General features: G+C 61.5%; 22 protein-coding genes. 9 read left to right on the top strand and 13 right to left on the bottom strand.

Annotated elements, in window-relative coordinates; translation table 11 throughout:
- Window positions 1–166: 166 nt before the first annotated feature.
- Window positions 167–892, bottom strand: coding sequence for a pirin family protein (locus ACYPXD_RS16445; protein WP_459713381.1), 726 nt, complete (start codon window positions 890–892; stop codon window positions 167–169).
- 78 nt (window positions 893–970) lie between these two features.
- Window positions 971–1,735, bottom strand: a complete 765-nt coding sequence (locus ACYPXD_RS16450; RefSeq protein WP_459713169.1) for an SDR family NAD(P)-dependent oxidoreductase — start codon at window positions 1,733–1,735, stop codon at window positions 971–973.
- A 144-nt stretch (window positions 1,736–1,879) separates the two neighbouring features.
- On the opposite strand from ACYPXD_RS16450, the gene ACYPXD_RS16455 reads away from it, so the two are divergent.
- Window positions 1,880–2,797 carry a LysR family transcriptional regulator gene (locus ACYPXD_RS16455; protein WP_459713171.1) on the top strand — a complete coding sequence of 306 codons (918 nt, stop codon included), beginning with the start codon at window positions 1,880–1,882 and terminating at the stop codon, window positions 2,795–2,797.
- 117 nt (window positions 2,798–2,914) lie between these two features.
- Here the strand turns inward: ACYPXD_RS16455 and ACYPXD_RS16460 are convergent, their stop codons facing one another.
- Genes ACYPXD_RS16460 through ACYPXD_RS16470 form a run of 3 tightly spaced genes read right to left on the bottom strand, consistent with a single transcriptional unit; the run spans window position 2,915 to window position 5,079 of the window.
- Window positions 2,915–4,285, bottom strand: coding sequence for a DHA2 family efflux MFS transporter permease subunit (locus ACYPXD_RS16460; protein WP_459713173.1), 1,371 nt, complete (start codon window positions 4,283–4,285; stop codon window positions 2,915–2,917).
- On the bottom strand, window positions 4,282–4,590 hold the full coding sequence (locus tag ACYPXD_RS16465; RefSeq protein WP_459713175.1) for a hypothetical protein: 309 nt from the start codon (window positions 4,588–4,590) through the stop codon (window positions 4,282–4,284). Before ACYPXD_RS16465 ends, ACYPXD_RS16460 begins: the two co-directional genes overlap by 4 nt.
- Window positions 4,591–4,629: 39 nt before the next feature.
- Window positions 4,630–5,079 carry a MarR family winged helix-turn-helix transcriptional regulator gene (locus tag ACYPXD_RS16470; RefSeq protein ID WP_459713178.1) on the bottom strand — a complete coding sequence of 150 codons (450 nt, stop codon included), beginning with the start codon at window positions 5,077–5,079 and terminating at the stop codon, window positions 4,630–4,632.
- Between the two features lie 495 nt (window positions 5,080–5,574).
- On the opposite strand from ACYPXD_RS16470, the gene ACYPXD_RS16475 reads away from it, so the two are divergent.
- On the top strand, window positions 5,575–7,383 hold the full coding sequence (locus tag ACYPXD_RS16475) for a serine hydrolase (protein WP_459713181.1): 1,809 nt from the start codon (window positions 5,575–5,577) through the stop codon (window positions 7,381–7,383).
- On the opposite strand, the gene ACYPXD_RS16480 is transcribed toward ACYPXD_RS16475, so the two are convergent.
- The gene (locus tag ACYPXD_RS16480; protein WP_459713183.1) at window positions 7,380–8,144 is read right to left on the bottom strand and encodes a class I SAM-dependent methyltransferase; all 765 of its coding nucleotides are present in this window, start codon (window positions 8,142–8,144) and stop codon (window positions 7,380–7,382) included. The two genes, ACYPXD_RS16475 and ACYPXD_RS16480, sit on opposite strands and share 4 nt — an antisense overlap.
- A gap of 410 nt (window positions 8,145–8,554) precedes the next feature.
- On the opposite strand from ACYPXD_RS16480, the gene lpxA reads away from it, so the two are divergent.
- A complete protein-coding gene (lpxA, locus tag ACYPXD_RS16485; protein ID WP_459713185.1) occupies window positions 8,555–9,376 on the top strand; it encodes an acyl-ACP--UDP-N-acetylglucosamine O-acyltransferase in 822 nt (273 codons plus the stop codon).
- A gap of 213 nt (window positions 9,377–9,589) precedes the next feature.
- Here the strand turns inward: lpxA and ACYPXD_RS16490 are convergent, their stop codons facing one another.
- From ACYPXD_RS16490 to ACYPXD_RS16505, 4 genes are all read right to left on the bottom strand, one after another.
- Window positions 9,590–10,114 (bottom strand): GNAT family N-acetyltransferase, encoded by a 525-nt coding sequence (locus ACYPXD_RS16490; protein WP_459713187.1) that lies wholly within the window; start codon window positions 10,112–10,114, stop codon window positions 9,590–9,592.
- Between the two features lie 100 nt (window positions 10,115–10,214).
- Window positions 10,215–10,784, bottom strand: a complete 570-nt coding sequence (locus tag ACYPXD_RS16495) for a GNAT family N-acetyltransferase (protein WP_459713189.1) — start codon at window positions 10,782–10,784, stop codon at window positions 10,215–10,217.
- A gap of 501 nt (window positions 10,785–11,285) precedes the next feature.
- Window positions 11,286–12,251, bottom strand: a complete 966-nt coding sequence (locus tag ACYPXD_RS16500) for a Tim44 domain-containing protein (protein ID WP_459713191.1) — start codon at window positions 12,249–12,251, stop codon at window positions 11,286–11,288.
- 82 nt (window positions 12,252–12,333) lie between these two features.
- The gene (locus ACYPXD_RS16505) at window positions 12,334–12,828 is read right to left on the bottom strand and encodes a CBS domain-containing protein (protein WP_459713193.1); all 495 of its coding nucleotides are present in this window, start codon (window positions 12,826–12,828) and stop codon (window positions 12,334–12,336) included.
- 144 nt (window positions 12,829–12,972) lie between these two features.
- On the opposite strand from ACYPXD_RS16505, the gene nhaR reads away from it, so the two are divergent.
- Window positions 12,973–13,869 carry a transcriptional activator NhaR gene (nhaR, locus tag ACYPXD_RS16510; RefSeq protein ID WP_459713197.1) on the top strand — a complete coding sequence of 299 codons (897 nt, stop codon included), beginning with the start codon at window positions 12,973–12,975 and terminating at the stop codon, window positions 13,867–13,869.
- A 197-nt stretch (window positions 13,870–14,066) separates the two neighbouring features.
- Entirely contained in the window at window positions 14,067–14,318 is a 252-nt protein-coding gene (locus ACYPXD_RS16515) for a hypothetical protein (RefSeq protein ID WP_459713199.1), read from the top strand.
- Between the two features lie 263 nt (window positions 14,319–14,581).
- Here the strand turns inward: ACYPXD_RS16515 and ACYPXD_RS16520 are convergent, their stop codons facing one another.
- The 3 genes from ACYPXD_RS16520 to pdxR form a co-directional block, all read right to left on the bottom strand.
- Complete coding sequence (locus ACYPXD_RS16520) at window positions 14,582–16,012, bottom strand: NAD(P)/FAD-dependent oxidoreductase (protein WP_459713201.1); 1,431 nt, start codon at window positions 16,010–16,012, stop codon at window positions 14,582–14,584.
- 19 nt (window positions 16,013–16,031) lie between these two features.
- The gene (locus ACYPXD_RS16525; RefSeq protein ID WP_459713203.1) at window positions 16,032–16,433 is read right to left on the bottom strand and encodes a nuclear transport factor 2 family protein; all 402 of its coding nucleotides are present in this window, start codon (window positions 16,431–16,433) and stop codon (window positions 16,032–16,034) included.
- 138 nt (window positions 16,434–16,571) lie between these two features.
- Window positions 16,572–18,125 carry a MocR-like pyridoxine biosynthesis transcription factor PdxR gene (gene pdxR, locus ACYPXD_RS16530; protein WP_459713205.1) on the bottom strand — a complete coding sequence of 518 codons (1,554 nt, stop codon included), beginning with the start codon at window positions 18,123–18,125 and terminating at the stop codon, window positions 16,572–16,574.
- A 401-nt stretch (window positions 18,126–18,526) separates the two neighbouring features.
- On the opposite strand from pdxR, the gene tauA reads away from it, so the two are divergent.
- From tauA to ACYPXD_RS16550, 4 genes are read left to right on the top strand one after another with little or no spacing between them, the layout of a single operon-like run.
- The gene (gene tauA, locus ACYPXD_RS16535) at window positions 18,527–19,519 is read left to right on the top strand and encodes a taurine ABC transporter substrate-binding protein (RefSeq protein ID WP_459713383.1); all 993 of its coding nucleotides are present in this window, start codon (window positions 18,527–18,529) and stop codon (window positions 19,517–19,519) included.
- Window positions 19,520–19,565: 46 nt separating this feature from the next.
- A complete protein-coding gene (locus tag ACYPXD_RS16540; protein WP_459713208.1) occupies window positions 19,566–20,381 on the top strand; it encodes a taurine ABC transporter ATP-binding protein in 816 nt (271 codons plus the stop codon).
- Window positions 20,374–21,294: an ABC transporter permease subunit gene (locus ACYPXD_RS16545; RefSeq protein ID WP_459713211.1), complete on the top strand. Its 921-nt coding sequence runs from the start codon at window positions 20,374–20,376 to the stop codon at window positions 21,292–21,294. Before ACYPXD_RS16540 ends, ACYPXD_RS16545 begins: the two co-directional genes overlap by 8 nt.
- A 35-nt stretch (window positions 21,295–21,329) precedes the next feature.
- Entirely contained in the window at window positions 21,330–21,710 is a 381-nt protein-coding gene (locus ACYPXD_RS16550; RefSeq protein ID WP_459713213.1) for an N-acetyltransferase family protein, read from the top strand.
- Window positions 21,711–21,712: the final 2 nt, after the last annotated feature.

Genomic DNA, 21,712 nt, shown 5'->3' on the forward strand with positions numbered 1-21,712 from the left:
CGGTGTGAACTGGCTGTCAGTTTATGGCCGATCCGCGCCTCGCTATGCCTGCCCGACAACAGCTTCCGTGTTTTGCGTAAGCAGTGTTGCTCGATCTTCTCGCCCTAACCTCATCCCGCTCCAGGCATTCCTAACGGAAATAACGGGACGTCCTGTCGCTGTCCGGCTAAAGACTTCCGTCGCTCCTGTGCAAGAGTTCGACGATTACGACATCGGTATCGTCACGCGCCGTCAACGCAACACACGTTTCATCGCGGATGGCGGCTCCATCGCGTGGTGCCAGCATGACATGTCCCACATCGAGCCGCCCCTGATCCGCGACCAGATACGCCGAACCCGGCATCGGCAAAACGTGCTGCACCGTCGTGCCTTCGCGCAAGGTCGCGATACGCACGCGCGCGTCGGCATGAATGGGCAGCGCGCCCGCGCGCACGTCGTCCGGGTCGCCGCTCGCCAGCGTGACGAAGCGGTTCTCGCGACATTCGCGCGAGCAGCCGCGCGTCGCCCAGCGCGGCGTGCCTCCAGGCGTGCGCGGCCGCAGCCGGATATGGAATAGCCGCGCGGGCACATTTTCCAGGTTGCGCTCGGCCTGATGGAGCGCGGCGCCCGCGCTCATGACCTGCACGGAATCGGCGACGAGCCGTGCGCGATTGCCCGCATCGTCTTCATGCGTGATCGCGCCCGAGCGCACCCACGTGACGATTTCGACGTCGCGGTGGGCATGCAGACCGAAGCCCGCGTGCGGCGCGCATTCGTCGTCGTTCCACACGTGGAGCGCGCCCAGCGGCGTATGCTCCGCGCGCCCGGATGCGCCGACGCGAAAATGCAGTCGAGCATGGAGCCAGTCCCGCCGGATAGCGCCGAGCGAAACAAAAGGACGATGTTCGATCATGACGAAGGTCCGTTCCATCGTGCCGGGCGGGCGAAGCGCGATCGTATCCAGCGCGCTGCGCATGCGCCGGAACCACGCTCAGATCTGCTGTTGACCGCCGTCGACGAACAGTTCGATGCCGTTCACGAAGCTCGCATCGTCGGAGGCGAGAAACAGCGCGGCGCTGGCGATTTCGTTGGGGTCGCCGAGACGCCCCATCGGGATTTGCGCGGCCAGGTAGTCGGCAAGACCCTGGCGCTGGGCGGCGTCGTTACCGGCGAGGTCGAGCAGGCCGGGCGTGCGCGTCGCGCCGGGGCTGATCGTGTTCACGCGGATCTGGCGATCCTTGAGGTCGAGAATCCAGTTGCGTGCGAACGAGCGCACCGCGGCCTTCGAAGCCGAATACGCGCTGAATGCCGCCGTGCCCGCGCTGCCTGCCGTCGAACCCGTGAGAATCACTGACGCCCCGCTGGCGAGCAGCGGCAGCGCCTTTTGCACCGTGAACAGCACGCCCTTCACGTTGCGATTGAAGGTGTCGTCGAAGTGCGCTTCAGTGATGCTGCCGAACGGCAGCATCCAACCGCCACCGGCGTTGGCTAACAGCACGTCAAGACGGCCCTGTTCTTCCTGGATCTGCGCATACAGCGCGTCGAGTTCGTTCAGTTTCGTGGAATCGACGCGCACGCCGGTTGCCTTGCCGCCCGCTTCGCGAATGCTCTTCACGGCAGCGTCGAGTTCGGCCTGACGGCGGCCCGTCAGGTAGACATGCGCACCTTCGGCGGCGAAACGTTGGGCGGTGGCGAGACCGATGCCGCTGGTTGCGCCGGTGACGAGTGCGATCTTGTTGTCGAGTTTGCGTGCCATGGTACGGGCTCCTCTCGTTTGATTCAGTGGATGTTGGGTTCGGTGTGGCGTGCTGCGATGTGAGGAGAATATCGACGGCCCCGTCTTTTCGAAATAGAATTGATTGCAATCAAACGTTGCAAAAATGAAAAGATTCGAGGGTAAATGGCGAGGCTGCCTGATTTCGAAGGACTCGCGATGTTCGCGAAGGTCGCCGAGGAAGGATCGTTCGCGGCTGCGGCGCGCGCGATGGGCGTGTCGGTGGCGACGGTTTCGCGCGGCGTGGCCCGCCTGGAGGACCGGCTGGGCGCCCGGCTTTTCAACCGCACGTCGCGCCAGCTGGCGCTCACCGAATTCGGCCGCACCATCTGCGAGAAGGCCGGCGAGATCTACCGGCAGGCTGAGGAGGCGGAAAGCGCCGCGCGCGAGATGTCGGTGCAGCCGCGCGGATTAGTGCGTCTGGCCGTGCCGATGTCGTTCGGGCTGCGCTGGGTCGCGCCGTTGCTGCCGGGATTCTTCCGCGCGTATCCGGAAGTGTCGATCGACCTGCATCTGTCGGATGCGTCGGTCGATCTGGTCGGCGATGGCTTCGACGCCGCGCTGCGTATCGCCGCGCTGCCCGATTCGTCGCTGGTGGCGCGGCGGTTGTGCGCGGTCACGCAATTCGTCGTGGCGTCGCCGGCCTATCTGGCGCGTGAGGGGCGGCCTGAGCATCCGCGCGAGCTGGTGGATCGCCCGTGCCTCTCGTACGCGTATCGCGCGCGTAGCGATGTGTGGCGCTTCATAAACGACGCCGGCGAAGAGGAGCCGGTCATGCCCACCGAGCCGCTGCGCGTGACGAATGCCGATGCGCTGTTGCCCACCTTGCTCGATGGCCTCGCGATTGCTGAGTTGCCCGAATTCATCGCCGGCGAATATTTGGCCGATGGCCGTCTCGAGGCGATCCTGACCGACTGGTCGCTAACGAAGGGCGGTCTTTACTTCGTCACGCCATCGGCACGCGCGCGGCCCGCGAAGGTGGCGGCGCTGTCCGATTACTTCGCCGAGCACCTCTCCGATCCGACCTGGCGATGGCCGAAGTGACATACAGGGCGATCGACGGGCTAGCGTCCAATCATGATGCTGCCCAGCCACGGCGGCAGCGCGGCGCGGCAATTGACAGGCTTCACGAGATGCGAAAGAACGCCCGTCAACGCGTGCTCACTGCCGTGGCAAGCGCGCCGCCGTCGCCGCCATCAGCGCATGCAGCATGGCGAGCAGCAGAAACGTTGCCTCCCACGCGTTCAGCCCAACAAGCGTGAGGTGCGCGCCGAGCAACTCCGCCAGCACCAGCGCGCAGAGCGTCGTCAAGGTCGGGCCACCGAGCCGCTGCAGGATGTTGAGCGTCGTGGTCGCCATTGGCAGATTACGTTGCCCGACCGACGCGTAGGCCGCTGACACCGCCGGCAGCGCCGTCGCGCCGAGCCCGGCGCCGCGCACGAACAACGTCGGCGCGAGCATGGCGACCTGCAGCGGACGCGAGGCCAGCCACGCCAGCATCAACGTCGCGGCAAAAGACAGTAACGCGCCACCGGTCGCGACCGCCCGGCCGCCGAAGCGCCCCGTCAGAAGACCGAGCGACGGAAACGCGACCATCATCCCCAGACCGAGCGGCGCGAGCAGCCAGCCCATCGCCGCGGGCGAACGGCCGCACGCCTGGATGAGAAAGAGCGGAATCAACATCTGCCCCGCGAACATCACACCGTTCGACAGGAACTGCACAACGGCCGCCACCGCGAACGTGCGGTTGCGAAACTGGCCCAGATCGATCAGAGCCCGCCCGGCCTTGCGCGCTTCCACCCGCAAAAACACGACAAGCAACACGACGCCCGCAACCATCGCAACGATGCCCACATGTTCCCGGATCCGCTCCGCGCCGAACAATATCAATGCGAGTCCAGGCGACAGCAGGACCAGACCAAGCCAATCCAGCTTGCGCGGCTCGCGCGCTTCAGGATCGTCGGGCAGGAACAGCACCGACAGCACCAGCGCCAGCACGCCGATCGGCAGGTTGACGAAAAACAGCCAACGCCACGACGCATGGCGAAGAATGACGCCGGCAATCACCGGACCGAGCAACGGCCCGAGCAGAATCGGCACGGTCGCGTAGCCGGCCACGCGTGTGAACTGATTGCCCGCCGCGCGCCTCATCATTAGCTGCGCCATCGGTGCGAGCAGACCGCCGCTCGCGCCCTGCAACAGGCGCAAGCCGATCAGCGCATCGGCCGACCATGCGAGGCCGCACAGCAGCGAACTGAGCGTGAATGACGAGAAGCACCACAAGTAGAGCGCCTTGCCGCCGACCCGTCCGATCAGCCAGCCATTGAGCGGCAGCACCAGCGCGAGCGCGAGCAGATACCCGCTCGTCACCCATTGAATGGCTGGCAACGTGGCGTGGAGGTCCTGTGCGAGATTCGACAGCGACACGTTGACGATAGTCGCGTCGAGCTGCGCGAGCAGCGAGCCGAGTACGGCGACCGTGGTGATTTTCCAGACCAGCGGATCGAGCTTATCGGGTCGCGCCGCGCTCAAAACAGACCTTCGCGACGCACACGGCCAAAATGAACCGATGTGAAAACACCCATGACCAGCACACCGACGAGCAGCGCGGCGCTATTGACGTTCACGCCGGGCGTGAACGGATGGTGAACCAGCAGCGCAAGACCGATCAGTGCGTTCAGCAGGCCCCACAGGAAATTGACCAGCGGCGACGACGGGCCCTTGCCATGCGGCGTCGAGAACGGGGAAGGAAACACTTCGCCGCGCAGACCCGCGGCGAGATGCGGCATCGCGTTGCACAGGAAGGCACCCGCGAAAAAGATCGCAACGAAGCTCATGATTCGTCCTTTCAAGGAAAGCCGGAGAAGCTGGAAAGCTTAGGGAAGCGTGGAATCGCCGAGCCGCCTGATGAGTGGAATGGCCGCCGCAAGCGTCGCGACGTCCTGCGGGTCGAACTGTTCGAGCTTCGCCAGCAGCCACTCGCGTTTGGCGGCCGTGCGTCGCTTGCGTTCGTTCAGCCCTTTGCGCGTAATCGCGAACAGGATCTGGCGACCGTCAGTGGGATGCGGCTCACGCTCGACGCACGCTTCTTCTTCGAGGCCCGCGAGAATGGTTTTCATAGACTGCGGCTTCATCAATTCAGCGCGCGCGAGATCTGCGGTAGTCATCGGGCCTTCACGTTCCAGCCGGGCGAGCACGCTGGATTGCGACAGGTTCAGGTCGCCGGGATTGGCGCTGCGCAGCCGACGCAATAGCTGGCCGACAGCCAGTGTCAGATCGGAGACGACGCATTCCAGCGGCGGAGTGGATTCACGGGAGCGGGCCATGCGTGAAGCGTAAATCAAGACAGTTTAACTTGCAAGTTAAACTGTCTAGTTGTGGGCGCGCGCTACAACACGTGTATCCACTCGGAAGGTATCCCCGGCTCGTCGGAGCCCGATGCAATTTTCTTGCAGCGCGTGCATTTCGCAGAGCGACAACGGGAGCACGACGACCCGTTCGGGACCTTTCCATTTGCCGATAACGGCCGTTCAAAATCACCGATTGGCGATGTTCATACGTCTCCCTAAAAGCGCAGCTTTTAGCAGGGGTGGCGTTGGCTACAACGGACCTCCGGCCGGACACAGCCTGTCAAGGCTGCTTCCGGACGTGTCGAAATACAGCGCGCCCGCGTCGCGAATATCGTCACCTCGCACGTGGCGCATGCATGCGCCGCCGGTTTATTTTCCTGGCTAGAATCATCGCCGCCGAAGCCGCCGTCACGCCTTCCGAAATGCACTCTGCTTTCATGACGAGTCACTTTCTATTAAAAGGACGATTCGATGCTGAATAAATCGAGCGAACTGGATTTGGGTGATTTCGATGCTTATATGGGAACGCTCGTGCGTGACTGGCATGTGCCGGGCATCGGTGTGAGCATCGTCAAAAATAATGACGTGGTGCTAACGCGTGGATACGGTCATCGCGACGTTGCAAACGCACTTCCGTTTACCTCCAGAACGCTGTTTCCGATTGCGTCGAACACGAAACTGTTCGTCGCAATCGCCGCAGGTTTGCTGGTCGAACGCGGCCTGCTAAGTTTCGATGAACCGATTCGTGACGCAGTACCCAGCCTGCGATTTCACGACCGGTCACTTGATGCGGCGGTTACGTTACGCGACATGCTCGGACATAAAACCGGCGTGCCGCGCTATGACATGATCTGGTACGAGTCGGGGTATTCCACGAAAGAGCTCTTCGAGCGAATCCGCTTCATGAAGCCGATCGCTCCGCTCCGTTCACGAATCATCTACAACAACATGATGTACGAAGCGGTTGGCCATATCATCGAATTGATGAGTGGTAAGCCGTGGCATCAATTCGTTCGCGACGAGATGTTGGAGCCGCTTGGGATGCATCGAACCGCCTTCACGTACGGCGACGCTAAAGCCGATGACCAGGCGGACTACGCGTTACCGTTCTCCGAACGACGCGACAGCGATGAGTTCTGGCAGCCGCCCGCGCCGAATGATGACGAGTGCAGTCCGGCGGGCAGCATCGTCGCGAGCCTCGAAGACATGGCGCGCTGGTCCATCATGTTGATGAATGGCGGGCTGATCGACGGCAGGAAGCTGATTCCTGCGAGCGTCCTTGAAGCGACGCTCGCTCCAGGCTTGCCTTGGCCGAACGGAATGAGCGACGTGCTCGGCTTCGAAGCCGACCTCAATGGCATCTATGGCATGGGGCGCATGACGGCGGCGTTTCGCGGTCATCTGTTGACGAGTCATGGCGGTACTCTGCGCGGGTTTCATTCGCAGGTGTCGTACCTGGTGAAAGAGAAGATCGGCGTCTCGGTGTTCGTGATTGGCGACCATTGCGCGCCGCTAAGCAATGCAATCGGCTTCGACATCTATGGTCGAGCGCTTGGTCTCGAAGCAACGGACTGGACGGCGCGCTTGCGCGACTTTTGCCTGAAGGCGAAAACCACGATGCGCGAAGCGCGTGAACGCTCCGTATCGCGTGGAGTTCCGAACACGCGCCCGTCACATGACCTCGCGGACTACGCCGGCTCATATGAGCATCCGGCGTACGGACGGTTGAATGTCACAATGGACGGGACGCAACTTCAGTTCCGTTTCCGTCATATCAACCTGCCTCTTCACCACTTCCACTACGACCGCTTCGATACCCCTGATGACGAGCAAGACGGCGCATGGTCGGTTTCTTTCCTGACCAGCACGCTCGGCGACATAGACCGCGCAGCGATGTTGCTTGATCAGGTCGAAGCCGTGTTCGTTCGTTTGCCGATAGTCCCCGATTTGAACCTGGTTGCAAAACTGGTTGGCACATACGAGACGCCTCTCGGCAGGAAGATCGGCGTCAAACTGACTCGGGACAACGATGTCGTACTGTCGGATCCGGGCGGGCCCGCCGATGTCCTCAAACCCTTGAAAAATCTGCAATTTCGTAGCACCGAGCTTCCGGATGTCACATTCGAATTTGTCCTCGAGGACGGTCGCGTAACCGCGCTTCGTCACTGGGACGCACATGCGGAGTTCGAGTGGCCGCGTATCGCCGACACCGATGAGGCGGAGCGGGCCGACGACCGCCGGACGCCAACCTCCGAACCCGCGTCATCGGGCACCAACTAGGCCATTGACCCGGTGACGATTGGTTGATAGTAACCGGTAGCTTTCGGGGAGAGAATGCGAACGTCTTCAAATCCGGCGTTCGAGATATGGGCCGCTATCTCGTCAGTCGTGATAGCTCGATAGTGACCGACAAAATGATGCGACTTCCAGTCAGCATCGCCTGTCTGGAGAGTGATGTAGAGGTGAACCGAGTAACGTCGATCATCGTGCCAGTCCCAGACCTGATGGACGATGCGCCGAAGACCGCTGTCCATGAACATTGCAGGTGGTGTCGCCGCGGGTCGTTGAGCCATTAGCGCACCGTAGTCACGCAAACTCACGAAGATGTGCCCGCCCGATCGCAGGGTCTTGCGCATTGCTGCAAACGCTCGAGCCACGTCGTCGTCGCTGTCGAGATGCGGGATTGCGTTGTCGAAAGCGATTACCACCCCATACTTGCCGGCTTCGCAAGTGGCAAGCAGCCGCATATCATCGATACGAAACTGGATGTCGAGCTTTCGCGTTAGCGACTCGCGGGATGCCCGTTCGATCTCCCGTATCGATATATCCGTCCCTTCGATGTCATAGCCCGCGCGTGCAAGGCCTATGGCTTGAGTCCCAATCCCGCAGGCGCAATCAAGAACCACGCCGGCAGTAGAGGGCGGCGGAAGAAGTCGCGCAAGGATTGCCTGTTGACGCTCTATCGCCTGCTCCCAATCACCAAAAATCAAATGATAGAAAGAAGCCATATTGTCGTAAAAGCTATCTGCTGGTGAGTTCATCCGATCCCCGTGCAAGTGAGAGAGAAGTACTTGCGAGAAAATGCTGCGCGGCTGCATCCGCCTTAATGCCTCATAACCGACCAAGCCTCGATAACTATGCCTCGCCTGGATTCGCTCGTGGGGCCCGCTCCCTAACGAATTTGTGCAGGAAGTATCTGCTCATGTCTACCGCCGAAGCCGAACAGGCAAGCCCCAAGAGGTCACGAGTAACATGCGATGCAGCTCGCATGTTTTGCTCCCTGAGATTCTAGCGGTCGGAGCCGACTCAATGGCCGAGCAAACATCCGCATACCGGAATCTTCTGTAATACTTGAAAACACTCATCGAATATATTCGAACTAGAATCGCGTCTGCTTGCGTTGCTTGTGCCGGTCTGGAGCACAAGTCGTCAATTGAGCGGACAGCGCTATATGACAAGAATTCACCCCACAGCCGTTGTCGAGAAAGGCGCCGAACTGGATGACTCCGTCGAAGTCGGTCCCTATTCCGTAATAGGCGCAGATGTCTCGATTGGCTCCGGCACCGTCGTCGGGTCGCATACCGTGATTGAAGGATTGACCACGATCGGACAGGAGAATCGCCTTGGGCACCACGCGGCTATTGGTGGTCGTCCTCAGGACATGAAATACGCGGGCGAAAAAACGCGGCTTGTCATCGGCAATCGAAACACCATTCGTGAATTCACAACCGTACATACAGGAACTGTTCAAGACGCAGGCATCACCACAATCGGTGACGACAACTGGATTATGGCCTACGTACATATCGCTCACGATTGCCGGATTGGTAGCAAAGTGATCATGGCCAACGGCGCACAATTGGCTGGGCATGTGGCGGTCGAGGACAACGCAATTCTCATGGGTGTGTCTGCTGTACACCAGTTCGTGAGGATCGGGGCTCACTGTGTTGTCGGAGGTGCCTCGGCCGTCGTTCAAGACGTGCCGCCGTTTGTCATGGCTGCCGGCAATCGGGCAGAACCTCATGGTATCAATCTCGAAGGATTGCGTCGCCGCGGCTTTTCCGCCAGCACTATCTCGGCGTTGCGGAACACCTATAGGATTCTCTATCGGCAGGGCTTATCTCTTGAGGAAGCGGCTGCGGCGCTAGACGAACTCGAGATTGAAGGCAAGGAAGGTCGCGCCGCAGTAAGCTCAGTCGCTGATTTTATCCGTCGCTCGGACCGAGGTATCATCCGTCCTCGGTCAGGTGAGACAGCATCGCCTGCACTATAGGCCGACGACAGACCGCCCTTAAGGGATCAATCAACGTGTTGGTCGCCTTGTCACGGCGAGATATTTCGAAGTGCGTAGCGCGGCAGTCGTCTCACTTGCAGTCTCAGTGTCCCCTCTCGGTCACTGTCTCTTCCGCCCTGTCGACGATTCACGTTGTGTGTCGACTGTCTGCTCATGGCCCGAGCGTGGCCGTCCGGATTGTATCTTCGGCACTCACCGTGCCGATTGATCAGGTATTCGATACATGACGGACAGGTACTTTGGCGTCTCCTGGCGACCTTCTATAACACCGCCGAGACCTTCGGCAATGCGACGGCTTGGATAGTTTTGCTCGGCCACTGGGTATGCGAAATTCCTGATGCCGAGTGCCGTGCTAGCCCATTTCGCCACCAAGCTCACAGCCTCACGGCCGAAACCTCGCGCGTGTAGATCTTCCCGAATCCAGACGCCCAATTCCGCGCTTGCGATCCGGACATTGTGCACGCCAGTCAATCCAACAAAGCTGCCGTTGTCCCGTTGACGGATCGCAAACGTGAAATCCGTTCCGTCGGCGATCGTCGAGAGCCAACGCCGCCAGATTTGATCAAATACCGATCGATCGGCGGGTGGCTCCCATGACATGAAACGCGTGAGTGAAGGGGTAATGCAGCCAAACGTGTCCTGAGCATCGCCAGCGGCGAACGGCCGAATTAAGAGTCGCGGCGATTCAATATGTATTTCGTCCGAGCGCGGTAGCATGTTTTCCCTCCTGGCGTGCCGTTGTATGTAGGATCGTCGGCGATTTACGTATCTCTGTGTCGAAGGTCCCATGTTGGCCGCGCAGAGTTCGACAGGCTCTTCAGGCCAGTAACGCGATACGGTAGCGAAGCGTCTCGGCGGATCCGTATTCCGCCGTCTTTCTAAAGCGTTCGATCAAGACCCCGTTGCACGTAGAGATAACCTTTTGCGACGCTATATTTCCCGGATCAACCGTTAGCTTGACGTAGGGCATGCCTTGTCGCCGCGCTTCACAAAGCATCAGATTCAGCGCTTGTCTGGCGTAGCCCTTGTCCCGCTTCCAGGGCACGACAGCAAAGCCGATATGTCCGAGTACATAGGGCGGCAATTCGGCAGTTCCGACCTGCCAGCGAAATCCGATCGATCCGCTAAACTCGCCGTCCCAGATCCACCGTACAATGCTTGGCAGGCGAGCGACCGTAGAGCCGTCGGGCAAAGGAATCGGACTGCCTGATGCCGTAGGATCATCCAGCCCGTTGACAAACTCCTCCGCGTTCAGCGCGATCGCGTGCAACTGTTCGCGCGCAGCGACTTCCTTGCGAACATTGTCAGGTGACCATCCCGCCTCAAGGGCCGACGTATAGCTGGGTAGCAAAGCTGTTGTGGGTCTCAACAGTTCGATTGTACTCATCGGTTCGGTATGCGTATGGGAGCGATAATCGTCAACTGTCTAAGGGGTATTGCCGACCGTCTCAAAGTTGCCGTTATGGTCTACCACTTGGTCCCGGTCCCGCACCGACAGTCAATCTCTGTCGATTGTCTCAGGCCAAAATTGAGCCAACCAATGTAACGCCCACGGACAGGACGAGAGGGGTCATGCACCACGCATGCGAGTTGCCTTCTTCCGTATCCCCGGAGGAATGTGTCTGTTCTTGGAGGGGCTCCTGGGTTGAGAAAATCCATCGGATACCGTACCAGGCTGGGGAGATCAAAACAAAAGATTGAAAGACCGAAAGCACCAGCATTACTGCAGGATTCATCTAGAGGAGCAGCAATGCGCGTTTTATTCCCAGGTCTCCCGCCGGCTGAATAAGCGCGGCGAACAGGCGCGCCGACGAGAAACTGCAGCAATGCTTAACGCAACAGCCGGCAGCCGCCGCTGCCGGTCGTGCCCCTTCTCTAGCGGTCCCTCTTAGCCGTTCATTTGCTGAATCCCGGCCAGTCGCCACGTCTGATCGCCGTGCGTGCCCTTCACCAAATTCCAGATCTCCTGGAATGGCTCTGCGGTCTGATTGTCATCCTCCCGGATTTGACCGTGAAAGCGCACGCTTACCAGCGTCTCGTCCACATTGCGTTCGGTGGACAGCACCTCGGCGTCGAGTCGCGTGACGTCCGTTACGCTTCGCTCGCGGCCGCGCGCTTCAAGGTCCTGCTTGAGCCGCATGAACATCTCCGGCGTCGTCAACTCGAACATGTCACCCTGCTCGTTCCGGTCCCATGCGCTCTGAAGACGCATAAACATGTCTTTCGCCGAAACCAGAAACGCGGCCTGATCAGCCTTTGACGAGAGGTCCGCTGCTGTCACCGCTCCCGCAGCTGCAGCCGCCCCTACTGCCGGGCATCCCCAGCCACCAGGATTCGCTTCGGGACGCTGTTGCCCGATCCGATTCAGGAATGGCGAGCCGTTCGTCTGCTGGCGGCCCGCCGCCCCCTGTCCATAAGCGAAATCCGGACGACGCCGGTTGGCGATGAAGCGATACAGCAGCATGCCGCCAAAGATCACCAACCCGATGAGCAGCGCGTTCGACAGCATTTGCGCGAGCTCGTCACCGAGACCAAACGACGACAGCAACGCCGCAATGCCGAGACCGGCGGCAAGACCTGCGAGCGGACCCATCCAGCGGTTGCCCGCCGCTGCGGCAGGCGACTGCGCGGCCTGCTGCGCAGGCTGGGCTTGCTGGCTTCGTTGCGCCTGCCCGGACTGCGGCGCCGCTTGCGTCTGACGCCCGATACTTTGGCTACCGCCTACCCGCTTCGCTTCGGCATCGTTCGAGGCGATCGCGCCGAGAGCAAGCAGGCCTGCCAGACCGAACGCCGCGGTTCCGCGCGCTATCGCACCGGCCGCATGCCGAACCTGATTGATGAATTGCTTGAACATAAGAAGCCTCCTCAGTTGATTCAAGATACTTTCGTCATCACGCGCGTTGCACAGCCACGCGACAACAATTCGGATCGCAAACTTATTGACTGATCGAACGTGACGCCGATCGCGTCTTCCATTCGCTGTGGCCGCCCTGAGAGCCGTCGCCGTGAATGTAGCGCACCAGTTGCTGGATCGTGTGCTCCTGCTCGGCGATCTGGTTCTTGACGAGGTCGCCGATCGACACCATCCCGATCACCTCCCCTGCCATGATCACGGGCAGATAACGTATCCGGTGCTCGGTCATCAGCGCCATGCATTCGTCGGTTGTCTGCTGCGGGCTGACGTAGCGGACCGTCGGCGACATGATTTCGCATACCCGCGTATTCCGCGACGAACGGTCCATCAGGACGATTTTCCGGGCGTAATCGCGCTCGGTGACGATGCCGGCCAGGCGCCCTTCATGCACGACGATCAGCGCTCCGACGTGCCGGTGCGCCATGGTCGCAATCGCGTCGTAAACCGATGTGGATGCCTGCGTAGACCACACTGTCTGCGAAAGTTTTGAACGAAGGAATTGCCCAACGGATGCCATATGTCACCTCCCTGCTGTCGTTAGCGCCCGCTGGCGTCCGGACGCGATATCTGAATCTAACTGAACCCGACAGAACATAAAATTCGTATTTTTGTTGTCAATCGTCCGGAAAAACCGTAGCTTTAGTTCATCAAGGGAGGTCGCGTGAACTTTAAGCATTTGCATTACTTCTGGGTGGCCGCGCACGCAGGAGGAATCGCCCGCGCCGGCGAGCAGTTGCACATCTCGCCCCAGACGCTCAGTGGCCAGATCAAGCTGCTCGAGGAAGCGCTGGACAAGAAGCTGTTCAGGAAAAATGGGCGCACGCTCGAACTGACCGATGTGGGCCGCCTGACGCTCGGCTACGCAGACGAGATCTTCTCGTTGGGCTCAGAACTCGAAAGTGCGGTGCGCCGCGAAAGTGAATCCGGCGCTCAGACGCGATTTCGCGTGGGGATTGCGGATTCGGTGCCGAAGGCCATTGCTTACCGGCTCCTCGAACCGGCGCTGGGCGCCTCGGTGTCGCTGCGCATGATCTGTCACGAGGGCAAGCTGCATGCGCTGCTCGCGCAACTGGCGGTGCACCGGCTCGATCTGATCATCGCCGATGCGCCGATTCCCGCCGACGTGAACATCAAGGCGTTCAATCACCGGCTCGGCCGCTCGTCGCTAGGCTGTTTTGGCGCACACGCGCTGATGCAAGGCAACCAACCAGGCTTCCCAAAACTGCTCGGTCAGGTGCCGGTATTGTTACCCGGTACCGACTCCGCTGTGCGTCGCAAGCTGGACCACTGGTTGGCCTTGCATGCCATTGCGCCGCATATCGTCGGCGAATTCGACGATGGCGCGATGACCATGGCGTTCGGTCGCGAAGGGCGCGGCGTGCTGTTTGCACCCACCGTGCTGGACAGCCAGTTGCAGGCGGAGCACAAACTGACAATGGTTGGACAGATCAGCACCATTGTCGAAGAATTCTTCGCGATCTCGATTGAGCGTCGCATCAGTCATCCCGCTGTCGCGATGATCATGGACGCGGCGCGCAGCGAGTTATTCAACGCATAGACGGATGTACTGCTGCAGACGCCGCCCTTACTCAACTTCCCTTTGACAACCCGAAAGCCGAAAGGCTATGGTAATAACGCGGTTTCGGGAAAATTTCGCCTGCTACCTCTCTGCGCACGACGCTTATTGCTGCCCCGCGCGCCTGCCTCACATCCTGTCTTCATGAATTTGATGCAACTGATACGAGGGGCGCAATCATGGAGTTGAACTATCGAGTTCTCGAGAAGGTGGCGTTTTCTGCCGTCGTGTTGTCCGCGTTGGGCTGCCTCGGACTCATCATTCGCGAGAAGTTTCCAGGGATTCTGGATATGCTGCCGCGAGGTCACGGCGTAGTTGTCAGTGAGTACGCGTTGGCCTGCCTGTTTCCGAGCGACTGCGAGCAAGTACTCGATCACCTGAAGGCGGCTGATGAGCGCACCGCCGCGCTCGCCTCGGAGCGGCCGGAATAGACCCGCCGGCGCCGTTTGCTCGCCAGCCTGTCCGCTGGTTCTGGCCACATCGACGCGACGGTATCCGTCCGCGCCGCGTCGACACGGTGACATACAGTGCGTACATCGAAAGCGGCAATAGGACCCAAATGATCTTTGAAACCCTTTGAGACCCTTTGAAATCATGCCCTGGCACGCCTTGATGGAATACGGGAACGCGACGGAGCCGAAACGCTACCGCCGCCGCACGCAACTCGCACGACGCATTCACGCCCGTCATCCCTCTATCGCTTCTCGTCCCGCATGAAATACCAGTGATACAACATGCGCTGCCCGACACGCCTGAACGGCGCGAACAGATGCGGCGGCAGCGGTGACGTGAAAATCGGCAGGGTCTGCTGCGCGCCCTTGCCTGCTATTCGCTCCGCAAGACGCCGCCCGGCCTGCGACGAATACGACACCCCGTTGCCGCCATAACCGAGCGCGTAATACACCGACTGCCGCGGATCGGGCTGAAACACGCGCGGCATCATGTCGTGACTGACATCGACCCAGCCCCACCACGAATAGTCGACGCCGATGCCCTGCAGCGCCGGAAACTTGCGCTGCAACCCGTGCATCAGCAGTTCGAAGTGCCGCGGATGCGGCGCGTCGCGGCCCGTAATCGCGCTGCGGCTGCCGATCTGCACGCGGTTGTCCGGCAGCTTGCGGTAATAGAAACGCAGCGTGCGCGTATCGGTCAGCACCTGGGTCGTGCGAAAGCTGCACGCGTCCAGTTCGGACGCCGTAAGAGGCCGCGTGACCATCGAGTTCGACAGGATCGGCATCACCTTGTTGTGCAGCGAAGGATGCAGACCCGGTGCCGTGTAAGCGCCCGTCGCAATACCGACCGCACGCGCGCGCACGATGCCGCCCGGCGTGCGCAGATGATGCACATTGCCCACCGTCTCCCACCCGATGACGGGACTCGCCGTATGCACCTTCGCCCCCGCTTCGCGCGCCAGCCGCAAATAACCATAGGCGAGCTTGAGCGGATGAATGCCGATGCCTTCGGGCTCGTGCAGCGCGCCCGCCGCCTCGGCATCGTTCACATGGTCACGGCGAAACGCATCGGCGCCAAGCAATTCGGACGGGTAGCCGAACACATCCTTCCAGACCTTCGCTTCGGCCGCGAGCTTTTCCATGATGCGCGGCCGGTGCGCGATCAGAAAATGGCCGCCCGGCTGCGGATCGCAATCGATCGACGCCACAAGCGACTTGAAGGTCTCGAAGCCCTCGCGAATCTCGTCGTGCATTTTGAGCGCGACATCCTTGCCCCAGCGTTCGATCCACTGCGAACGCGAGAGTCGCCCCGACGCGTTCTGCCCCTGCCCGCCGTTGCGGCTGCTGCAGCCCCAGCTGATACGGTTCGCCTCGAGCACGACGGCGCGTATGCCGTGTTCGCGAGCCAGAAAAAGCGCCGTGCACAGCCCCGTATAACCGCCGCCGATAATCGCCACGTCCACATCCATATCGCGCGCGACCGGCCCATCGTCGGGCGGCGCAGCGCCGGCCGTCGCGGCCCAATACGTCGGTGCATACTGCTTGCCCTGCCCCGGCCCCGGCGAAACGAGCGGGTCGTAGGTCGGATCGTATTGCGAGTAGCCGTCACCGCTGCCGCCGCCATCGCGAACGATCGGCGACGGCTGCCCGAGATGAATCACACCGTGTTTCATGCGAATCTCCCAGTGCGCGTCAGACGGGTTGTTGCGGACGGTCCTTGCGGAAGGCCCGTTTCACCGCGATCAGACCGTCGCGGAATTCGAACAGATCGCAGCCTTCCGCTTCGATGCGAAAACCCTGCGCGTGCGTGCCGCTGAACACCCATTCGGAAACACCGCGATCGCCCGCCACAAAATGCCGGCCGTGCCCCCAATGTGCGTCGGGAAATGCTTTGAAAACCGCTTCGAAGGCCGCACGCACGGCTTTTTTGCCGACATACCGGGTGCCGTGCACGTCGCTTCCGCCGGCTGCATCGAAGACGCAGTCGTCGGTCATGAAGTCCATCAACGCATCGGCGTCGTGGCGGTTGAAGGCAGCGGAAAAAGCGGCGAGCGTGTCGGCCGTGACGGCCGGCTCATTGAGTGTGTCGGGCATACCGTGTCTCCAGTGGAATGACTGCACCGCAACACAGGTTCACGCTGCGCGCGGTGGCACTGTCGACACGTTAGGTAAGGCGCGCGCGCGGCGGTAGTTCCAGTTGGACGGATTCGCCTGGGCCAGCGACGAAATGCGTCAGTGCTCCTGCGATGCGCAGGTCTCGCGCATCACTTCCGCGAGCACCTGCACGCCGGCCTCGATCTTTTCAGGCTTGATCGCGGAAAAGCCCATACGAAAGCACTGTTGCTGCTCGAGCCCCGCCATAAAGAACACATTGCCGCGTTCGATCAGCACGCTGCGCGCTTCCGCGTCGGCCGCGAGGCGCGCCGCATCGAGCCCGGGCGGCCCTTCGACCCAGCACGACGCGCCACCCGTCACCGGCACGTAGCGCGCTTCGGGCATATGCGCATCGAGCGCCGCCATCAGCCGTTGCGCGCGTTCGCGGTACGCATGCGCGAGCTTGCGCAACAAGGTATCGTGATGGCCGAGCGCGAGGAAATTGGCGAACGCGCGCTGGATCAGCGCCGCCGGATGCCGCACCATCAGTCGCCGCAACGCGCGCAACTCGCGGATCAGATCGCGCGGGCCCACCACATACCCAAGACGCAGCCCCGGCGCAAAAGTCTTCGACAAACTGCCGATGTAGATCACACGATCGGCCGTATCGAGGCTCTTCAACGCCGGGTGCGGCGCGCCGGTGAAATTGTTCTCGCTTTCGTAGTCGTCCTCGATCACGACGAAGTCATGCAACCGCGCGAGCTTCAGCAACGCGCGGCGCCGCTCGATCGGCATCGTCACCGAAGTCGGGCATTGGTGGCTCGGCGTCACGCACACGTAATCGCATTGCGCGAGCACGTCATGGTCTTCGACCGTGCGCACGCCGCCGCCGTCCACCGCGAGCGGCAACAGCCGCGCATTGCGCGTCAGAAAGATATTGCGTGCGTCGGGATAACCCGGGTTTTCGAAACCGACCGTCGTGCTTTCGTTCGCGAGCAAATCCGCCACGAGGTAAAGCGCCTGCTGCGCGCCGATCGTCACAACGATCTCATCGGGCTTCGCGAACACGCCACGCCGCGGCAACACGCGGGTGCAGATCTGCTGGATCAGCCCCTCGTCGTCGCGCTCGATCAGATCGGGCGCCCAGTTGCGGATTTCCATGACCGATAGCGCCTTGATACAGCACTCGCGCCAGTCGTTGGTCGGAAAAAGCGTCTGGTCGAATTGACCGTAGATAAACGGATACTCGTAGTTCTGCCAGTTACGCGGCTTGACGATATTGCGCTGCATCGAAGGCGGCCGCGCGATGCGCCGGTTCCAGTCCGGGCGCGCGTGGGCATCGCCATGGTCCGGCGCCGGTGCGCCGGCCGCATCGGCATCGGCGTCACGCCACCGCGCGAAGTCGTGCTGCCCTTCGAGCATCGACGGATTCACGAAATGGCCGCTGCGCTCGCGCGAGATCAGATAGCCCTCTTCGACAAGCTGCTGATACGCGAGCACCACCGTATTGCGCGCCACGCCAAGCTGGTCGGCCAGCTCGCGGCTCGACGGCAATGCGTGCCCGGGCATCAGCTGACCGTCGAGGATCGAGGCGACCAGCATTTGCCGGATTTGCGCCTGCAGGCTCAGGTTCGGCTCGGGCGAACGCTCGAACCGCTGGGTCCAGAGAACCGACGAAGCCCGGCTAGGCATGTTTTCTCCTGAAGGCGGCCGCACCAAATGCGGGAAAAAGGGAAAAGTGCGGGAAAACCCGCCCATATGCGGGGCCGGCTGGCCGAATGTGGACTCAACGATCGTCGCCGTCTGGCACTAACTTGAGCCGATCACTAATGACGATACTCGAAACAATCCGTTTCGAACGATTGGGGCAACCCCGGTCGATGCGGGCCCAATCCGCGAGCCCCATCCGCGAGCCTGGTCCGCGAGCCTCATCCGCAAGCCTCATCCGATATAGCGCGACCTACCCATCAGGAGACCTGCCCATGAATGCCCTACTCACCCGGCTTTTGCGCAGTGGTTTGCGCGGCGGTTTGCCCGGTAGTCCAAAGCGTCCGCGTCCGGGCCGGCCGCGCCTGGTCCAGTTCGTGCGCTGCATGGTCGTCGCGACGCTCGCCGGATTTGCCGCGCACGCGTCGTACGCCGAAGACAAGGAAGTGACGATCGCGTACCAGCAGATCGTGGACCCGTGGATCGTCGCGATTGCCAACGGCTCGATCGAGAAAGCGACCGGCTACAAGATCAACTGGCGGCAGTTCGAATCGGGCGCGAAAGTGGCCACCGCGATGGCCTCGGGCGATGTGAAAGTCGGCGTGATCGGCTCGAGCCCCCTTGCCGCGGCCGTGAGCCAGGGCGTCGATCTGCAGCTGTTCTGGATTCTCGACGGCATCAACGAAGCCGAAGCGCTGGTCGTGCGCAACGGCGCGAATATCACGAAGCCCGCGGATCTGAAAGGCAAGACAGTCGGCGTGCCGTTCGTCTCGACGACGCACTATCACATGATGTTCGCCCTGCAGCACTTCGGCATCAGCCCGTCGAGCATGAAGATTCTCAATATGCAGCCGAACCAGATCGTCGCGGCGTGGGAACGCGGCGATATCGATGCCGCCTATGTGTGGAATCCCGCACTCGCGGAGCTGAAGAAAAGCGGCAAGGTGCTGATTACGTCGGGCGAGCTGTCCAAACTTGGCAAACCCACGTTCGACGGGATTGCGGTAGACCGCAAATGGGGCGAGGATCATAAGGACTTCATGGCGAAGTTCGTCAAGGCGATCGCCGACGCGGACGAGCAGTACCGCAAGCACCCTTCCTCCTGGAACGCGCAATCGCCGCAGGCCGCGGCGATTGCGAAGACCATCGGCGGGTCGCCGGCCGACGTACCGGAAGCGCTGTCGCTCTACGCCTTCCCGACGCTCGCCGAACAGGCTTCGCCGCAATGGCTCGGCGGCGGCAACTCGAGCCGCGCCGCCTTCGCGTTGAAAGACACGGCGACATTTCTGAAGGACCAGCATCAGATCGGCACCGTGCAGCCCGACTACGCGAAATTTGTCACCCCGGCCTATGTCGAGGCCGCGATGAAGCTCAAGTAAACGCTGCGGATGACGAACGATCCGCCGCCGCACATCAGGAGGCACTATGGAAAGCATGAGAGTCAGGAACGTGAGCGTGGTTTTCCCGGGGCGCACCGCCGGGCAGACCGTGCAGGCGCTCGACGACATCAACCTGACGATCAACTCGGGAGACTTCGTCGTCGCGCTCGGCGCGTCGGGCTGCGGCAAGACGACCCTGCTCTCGCTGATGGCGGGCTTTATCTCGCCGACGCAAGGCGAGCTGCTGCTGGGCGGCGAAAAGATCTGCGGGCCCGGCGCCGATCGCGGTGTCGTGTTTCAGAAGCATGCGCTGCTGCCATGGCTCAACGTGATCGACAACGCGGAGTTCGGCCTCAAGCTGCAAGGCGTGCCAAAGGCGACGCGCCATGAAATCGCGGTGCGCAATCTCGCGCTGGTCGGCCTGCAGGACTTTCACAAGCACATGATCTATCAGCTCTCGGGCGGCATGCAACAGCGCGTGGGCATCGCCCGAGCACTGACCTGCGATCCCGCGATGCTGCTGATGGACGAGCCGATGGCCGCGCTCGACGCGCTCACGCGCGAGACGATCCAGGAACTGCTGCTCGACGTCTGGCGACAGACCAACAAGATGTTCTTCTTCATCACGCATAGCGTGGAAGAGGCGCTGTTTCTCGCGAGCCGCCTCGTCGTGATGTCGCCGCGGCCCGGCCGCGTCACGCACACGTACGACCTCGATTTCAATCGACGCTTTCTCGAAACGCGCGACGCGCGATCGATCAAATCGAGTCCCGACTTCATCGCGATGCGCGAGCGCGTGCTAGGCATCATCTACGGCGATGAGAAAACGCATCAGGCTGAAAACGAGGTGACGCATGTTTAGTTCGAAGTTGGGACAGACGCTGACGCACGAGCACGCCGAGCCGGACAGCCGCGACACCGCGGCACCGCCGCCGCGCAAACCGGTGCGCCGCTCGCGCGTGCTCGCAAAAAAGCCCGTCAAGCCCGGCGATACATTTGGCGTGCCCGGACAAGGCAGCAGCTTCGCGATCAGCCTCGTCACCGTCATTGCGTTCGTCGGCCTGTGGTTTATCGCCACCAATCTGCACTGGATCAAGCCGCTCTTCCTGCCGTCGCCGCAGGCCGTGTACCAGAAGTTCCTGTATGTCGCGACCGAAGGCTTTGCAAACTCGACGCTGGCGCAACACACGGGCATCAGTCTGTTGCGCGTGTTCGGCGCCTTTCTGCTGGCGTGCGTGACGGCAATTCCGATTGGCATCCTGATGGGCGTGACGCGTCTCGCGCGCGGCGTATTCGATCCGCCGATCGAGTTCTACCGGCCATTGCCGCCGCTCGCCTATTTGCCGCTCATCATCATCTGGTTCGGCATCGGCGAGTTTTCGAAGATCCTGCTGATCTACCTCGCGATCTTCGCGCCGCTCGCAATCGCCGCGCGCGCGGGCGTGCGCTCGGTATCGATCGAGCAGATTCATGCCGCGTACTCGATGGGCGCTTCGCGCACGCAGGTGGTGTTCCATGTGATCCTCAAGGCCGCGTTGCCCGAAATCTTTACAGGCATGCGCATCGGCATCGGCGTGGGATGGACCACCCTGGTGGCCGCCGAAATGGTCGCGTCGACGAGCGGTCTTGGCTTTATGGTGCTCAACGCCGCGGAGTTTCTGTCAAGCGACGTCGTGATCATGGGCATTATCGTGATCGGCTTCTTTGCGCTGTGCTTCGACCTGCTGATGCGCTATGTCGAGAAGGTGCTCGTGCCGTGGAAAGGCAAAGTCTGAAGCGCGCGTGAAGTCCATCTGACGCCCCGATATCGATGCACATCTATATGTTCAAGGACCGCAGCGCACGTGCGATCACGATCGAGTTCGACGAGCGCCGCGGCCGCGCCGTGGCGCGGCATCGCGATCAGCCCGTCGGCTGGGTCCATTTCGAACCGGCGACAAGCACGCCGGGCGGCGCGCGGGCCACACTCGTCGACCTGTTCGTCGAGCCCGCGTACCGGCGCTCGGGCATCGCGCATACGTTGCTCGCGCATCTTTCTCAGGAAATGGACGGACCGATCGAGGTCGATGTCGCGAGTAGCACCGGAGGCACGAGGGGCACGAGGGGCACGAGGGGCGCGCAGGGTGCCGAATTCAGCGCGTTATGCAGCCATCTCGCGTGCGAAGGGCTGATCGTTTCGGGGTCGAGCTAGCG

The sequence above is a fragment of the Paraburkholderia sp. 2C genome (assembly GCF_054589215.1).

Coding starts and splice junctions, on each gene's coding strand:
- ACYPXD_RS16445 (WP_459713381.1), bottom strand. CDS start 892: ATGATCGAACATCGTCCTTTTGTTTCGCTCGGCGCTATCCGGCGGGAC.
- ACYPXD_RS16450 (WP_459713169.1), bottom strand. CDS start 1,735: ATGGCACGCAAACTCGACAACAAGATCGCACTCGTCACCGGCGCAACC.
- ACYPXD_RS16455 (WP_459713171.1), top strand. CDS start 1,880: ATGGCGAGGCTGCCTGATTTCGAAGGACTCGCGATGTTCGCGAAGGTC.
- ACYPXD_RS16465 (WP_459713175.1), bottom strand. CDS start 4,590: ATGAGCTTCGTTGCGATCTTTTTCGCGGGTGCCTTCCTGTGCAACGCG.
- ACYPXD_RS16470 (WP_459713178.1), bottom strand. CDS start 5,079: ATGGCCCGCTCCCGTGAATCCACTCCGCCGCTGGAATGCGTCGTCTCC.
- ACYPXD_RS16475 (WP_459713181.1), top strand. CDS start 5,575: ATGCTGAATAAATCGAGCGAACTGGATTTGGGTGATTTCGATGCTTAT.
- ACYPXD_RS16480 (WP_459713183.1), bottom strand. CDS start 8,144: ATGAACTCACCAGCAGATAGCTTTTACGACAATATGGCTTCTTTCTAT.
- lpxA (WP_459713185.1), top strand. CDS start 8,555: ATGACAAGAATTCACCCCACAGCCGTTGTCGAGAAAGGCGCCGAACTG.
- ACYPXD_RS16490 (WP_459713187.1), bottom strand. CDS start 10,114: ATGCTACCGCGCTCGGACGAAATACATATTGAATCGCCGCGACTCTTA.
- ACYPXD_RS16495 (WP_459713189.1), bottom strand. CDS start 10,784: ATGAGTACAATCGAACTGTTGAGACCCACAACAGCTTTGCTACCCAGC.
- ACYPXD_RS16500 (WP_459713191.1), bottom strand. CDS start 12,251: ATGTTCAAGCAATTCATCAATCAGGTTCGGCATGCGGCCGGTGCGATA.
- ACYPXD_RS16505 (WP_459713193.1), bottom strand. CDS start 12,828: ATGGCATCCGTTGGGCAATTCCTTCGTTCAAAACTTTCGCAGACAGTG.
- ACYPXD_RS16515 (WP_459713199.1), top strand. CDS start 14,067: ATGGAGTTGAACTATCGAGTTCTCGAGAAGGTGGCGTTTTCTGCCGTC.
- ACYPXD_RS16520 (WP_459713201.1), bottom strand. CDS start 16,012: ATGAAACACGGTGTGATTCATCTCGGGCAGCCGTCGCCGATCGTTCGC.
- ACYPXD_RS16525 (WP_459713203.1), bottom strand. CDS start 16,433: ATGCCCGACACACTCAATGAGCCGGCCGTCACGGCCGACACGCTCGCC.
- pdxR (WP_459713205.1), bottom strand. CDS start 18,125: ATGCCTAGCCGGGCTTCGTCGGTTCTCTGGACCCAGCGGTTCGAGCGT.
- tauA (WP_459713383.1), top strand. CDS start 18,527: ATGGTCGTCGCGACGCTCGCCGGATTTGCCGCGCACGCGTCGTACGCC.
- ACYPXD_RS16540 (WP_459713208.1), top strand. CDS start 19,566: ATGGAAAGCATGAGAGTCAGGAACGTGAGCGTGGTTTTCCCGGGGCGC.
- ACYPXD_RS16545 (WP_459713211.1), top strand. CDS start 20,374: ATGTTTAGTTCGAAGTTGGGACAGACGCTGACGCACGAGCACGCCGAG.
- ACYPXD_RS16550 (WP_459713213.1), top strand. CDS start 21,330: ATGCACATCTATATGTTCAAGGACCGCAGCGCACGTGCGATCACGATC.